Below are 3972 nucleotides of genomic sequence, written 5' to 3'. Positions count from 1 at the left end.
CAAGTTCGGACGCAGCGCCGCTTTGCGTTCTCAGCGTCCAATCTCCGGAACATTCGCGGCAAAGGTGGCGAAAAATGACTGCTGCAAGCGCATCAAAAACGGTCGACGCCGCGCCCGCGGCAATGTTAGCCCCAACAGCCAGCGCTCTTTCCCCATAGGTCGCAACCAACCCCCGCGGCTTCCTCCTTCCGAGGTTTGTCAACGCGGGCCGCACGCAGCGCGAGAAGGAAATGCTGCACCACGGCCCGCATCGAAAAACCTTCAGGTTTGCAGACATTAGCCGCAGTTGCGAGAGCTTCATGTCAGAGAGGAACAAGCGGCCATTCACCGCCCCTTTGATCATTGCGTCGAAGCTGCACAATGCATCAACGGCAGCAATGCGCAGAAAAAGCCCTTTGCAAAGTCGGGGAGATCGGACACGATTTCTGGCCGGACCGGCCCAAAACGGACATCGCATAGACCGTCAAGCGCTGCAATGCAGCTTCACCAGACCGGACCTTCGCTGCGATCGCAAAATTCGCAGCATGCCGAATTCACAGACCGCGGACGAAGCCGACGTTCGTTCTAAGCGTACCAATGTTCGGTTCAAGGAACCTTCAAACAAGCGGTGGTTTTCGGGAAGGTGGCGACGATGCAGCGAAAGTCGATATTAAAGGGCAACCTTATTAACTTCTGTCGCTACGGGAGCGTCGCCATAATAACCAAGAAAACAAATTGATCACAAGCAAACTACTAAGTGACGGTACAATTGCGGCCATGCCAGCATCCTGCCCAAAGACAACGCTAACAATAATTTTCAGGACTGTACCAACGTTGATAAGAGCCAGACCATACCAAGGGTTTCGCTGCCAGAACGCATAGAAAAAAAGTCCTAGAAAAACAAAAACACCAAAAATAAATGTGACTAGGGGCAGCTTGCTGGTGTTCGTAAAGAATAACTGCTTTTCCCACTCCAGATACTCACTGACAGAAGGCGGAACTGTGGCTGGTGCATCAAACCAAAATAGGCTGGTAGCCAAAAGGGCCATAAATCCAGCTACATGCCACACCTTTCGACGGTAAGCATAGTAAGCCGCTGGGATCATAAAAAGCGGGCGCGAATACCACGAAAATTGGTTTTGATGACGGTCCCAAACCCACGCACCCATATCCGCACCTGAGAAATATGCAGCGGAAAAAATGATCGCCGAGTATAATAGAATAAGCCCTACAAGCCACAGAACGAGCCGATCTAGCGTTTGACGGCCAACTGTAGCTGACATGCGTTTGGCTCCAGCCAAGAAAAATTGATAGTGAAGACAGCGTAGAACCGCCCACTTGATCCGACAACCGTTTCCTCTGTTCAAGAAGCCCTGACTTTTTGGGACATGCAAAAACTAGGCTGATTGGCGCTGTGAAACCTCGTTGAAAACCGACGTGGTTCTTGAAGTTTATCGGTTCTTATCTCGAAAGCAGACACCCGTACCAACCGCAGCATCCGTAACTCTGGGCTCAGAGCCGCCGTTCTCCGCACCGGCACACCAGGCCGGTACTGAGGCAGGAGGTCAAGGTCGGGAGAGCGGACTTTACTGCCGCCCACTTTCTGGAGCTCAACGGCTGCTTTGACAGTAAGATCGAAAAGCTCTTTCCATCAGATCTTGGCGCGAAGAAGGTGACTGAAATAGTAGGATTTTATGACCTTCAGCAAGGAGAGACTGCCGGGGAGAGAGCGTTATTATCGACAGTAAATTGAAAGACGAGACTTCCTCGGCAAAAGTGTCGGGATCATATCGAAACTGTTCCTTGGCTCTCCTCACGCAAACGGAAACTGAGTCCATGCCGAAGGATTCCCTGATGAAGTTTGCGGTGGAGCGAACTGTATTTGCGAAGAAATCTTCCGGCGAAATGCCGACTGCGAAAAAGCAGGTCAGAGCAATAGTGGTTCCAAAAAAATAACCTCGCACGTTCTCCTTTAAAAAGTTCCATACGCTGCTCCGAGGACTCCCCCAAAAACGTTGGCATACTCGAAACAGTCCCTCGGGCAACAAATACAGCATTCCGAAGGCCACAATGATCTCGATAAGCGGAACATAGAATTTTATCACCTTAAATCCCTCTATAAAATCGACAGCAGTGGCAATAAACGTAGATTTAGACGTTCGCCGCAAGCCCAGCATAACGTACTTTGGGCTCACAGCTGTCTTACGGCATTGCAGCAGCAGGGTTGTAGCAAAATCGCATGCAAGCCCTGCTGCTGGATGACGGCTGTCAGCCCAACCACGACATTCGTGCAGGGCGCAGCGCAGGCTCTGCCGCAAGAGCGAGAGGTTTCCCAAGAGCGGACCTTCGGGTCCGCTCAGCTGACCAGGGCGATGCTGAGATCATTGCAGACGTCAGCGAAGCGCAGTAAGCTGAGTTTGCAAAGTTTGGCCGTTGCGCGAAACCCGCCATTGGGCAAAGATGTAGCCAACAACGGCTCCGAGCCCTTTTTGACGACTTTCTGCGTTGCCGCGAATGTCGGCTAGCGAGGTACTGACCTTCAACCGGGGATTTTAATGATGCAAATCGTTTGCTTCTACTTTAGATTTTGCTGACTTGAAAAGTTTATGGGGATCAGATTGTGGACGCGAAAAAAATTGGATCGATATCCGACTCACAGGCATTCCTTGTTGAGTTATTTCCGAATGCTGATCATTCAGAGGATTACCTATTCGGATACCTTTCAAGATACACTGGCTACTTGTGCAAAAGCATTTGGCAAGGCAATGTTCGTGAGAAAGACTTCATTAGAGCAATCTCGTGGATTTTTGCAATCTGCTCCAAGTCTGAAATTAGCCTTGAAGACAGTCTTCTTCAGCGGTTTCCAAGCGTTTGTCCTTACTGCATAGCTTCGCCTTGCCAGTGCTTAGAGACCAATAAAGCTCCGGTAGCATATGTTCCGGCCTACAAAATACAGGAAGAACTTGAAGCGAAGGCAATGGTTCTTCGAAACGCAGGCACCATTTTGGATTTCGATGCGGCAATATCGATCCTTTCCAAGGTGTATCCAAACAACAAAGTTATTTGGACTTATGGCGGCCCATGGAGGCACCTCGTGAAGATCCAAGAGGAGACTTCAGAAGTGCATGAAGCACTTTGCGGCGTCATGGAAGATAAGTTACCGAAATCGTTGCTAGGCGAAGAGGTCGCAGATACTCTTGCTTGGGTGTTGTCAGCATGGAGCATCGTATTCCCTGACAAGAGCCTGAACGAAAGCTTTATTGTCTATTATCAGCGTGGCTGCCCAGTTTGTTTAAAGGCAGTGTGTTTTTGCTCCAAGCGTGCCGAAAGATCTTCAGCGTTCATTTCCTCAGATGCACTTGATGAAATCGGCTCGCAAGTTGAAGAGCTTTCCACGATGTTTCAAGATCACAAAGAAGAGTTGCTAGAACTCCAAAAATCGCTGCAAGCTGCGTCTAGTGAGCAGAGCGAACCAGTTGCAACAAATGCAGTCAAGCAGACCAAGAATACGATCGAGCGGCTTGAAAGCGGGCTTGAAGCAACTGATCGCAACGCAAAACGAGCAGCGTCGATTTTTGGGTCAATTTCCAAATTACTTGAGGGTTTTTTGTCCTAGCTCGATTTAAGATAATCTCTAGGGCGGACATTGGTGCCGCACAACCGAACGACAAGTTAGTCCGCATCTTACCAGTTTGCGACCCACGTGGCCAAGGTCAGCTATCGCAGGATCGTGCCAATGGCTGTTGGGCAGCTTTGGGCTGGCTGGCGTCATCTGACGGCGGAGACCAGGTGCGGTATCGTTGCAAGTGTGGTGCTGCACCGCCGCAAGGCAGCTTCAGCCCCAATGGCAGTCATTCGTGCCGCCGTTAAGGGAGGGAAGTGCAGGCCTCGACGATCACATCCAACACTTTCTCCATCTTCTCGAAGGGGTAGTCGTCAGCACGGGTTGTTCTGAGGAACTCGTCTTGCTGGGCGGTAATCCCCCCATTTTTA

General features: G+C 50.5%; 4 protein-coding genes. 1 reads left to right on the top strand and 3 read right to left on the bottom strand.

Annotated elements, in window-relative coordinates:
* From FGE21_RS20220 to FGE21_RS19640, 3 genes are all read right to left on the bottom strand, one after another.
* The coding region (locus tag FGE21_RS20220; protein WP_218062805.1) for a hypothetical protein at positions 1-343 on the bottom strand (343 nt) is incomplete at its 3' end.
* A 322-nt stretch (positions 344-665) separates the two neighbouring features.
* Positions 666-1262 (bottom strand): hypothetical protein, encoded by a 597-nt coding sequence (locus FGE21_RS19645; RefSeq protein WP_139665091.1) that lies wholly within the window; start codon positions 1260-1262, stop codon positions 666-668.
* A 327-nt stretch (positions 1263-1589) separates the two neighbouring features.
* Positions 1590-2315, bottom strand: coding sequence for a hypothetical protein (locus FGE21_RS19640; RefSeq protein WP_139665090.1), 726 nt, complete (start codon positions 2313-2315; stop codon positions 1590-1592).
* A gap of 284 nt (positions 2316-2599) precedes the next feature.
* Here FGE21_RS19640 and FGE21_RS19635 point away from each other — a divergent pair, with 284 nt between their 5' ends.
* Positions 2600-3595 (top strand): hypothetical protein, encoded by a 996-nt coding sequence (locus tag FGE21_RS19635; RefSeq protein WP_139665089.1) that lies wholly within the window; start codon positions 2600-2602, stop codon positions 3593-3595.
* The last annotated feature ends 377 nt before the right edge of the window (positions 3596-3972 follow it).

It is taken from the genome of Phaeobacter sp. B1627 (assembly GCF_006265095.1).
In the GTDB taxonomy this organism is placed as follows: Bacteria; Pseudomonadota; Alphaproteobacteria; order Rhodobacterales; family Rhodobacteraceae; genus Epibacterium.
The sequence above is the reverse complement of the archived record's forward strand: the minus strand, read 5'-3'. Positions and strand labels throughout refer to the sequence as shown.

Coding starts and splice junctions, on each gene's coding strand:
- FGE21_RS19645 (WP_139665091.1), bottom strand. CDS start 1,262: ATGTCAGCTACAGTTGGCCGTCAAACGCTAGATCGGCTCGTTCTGTGG.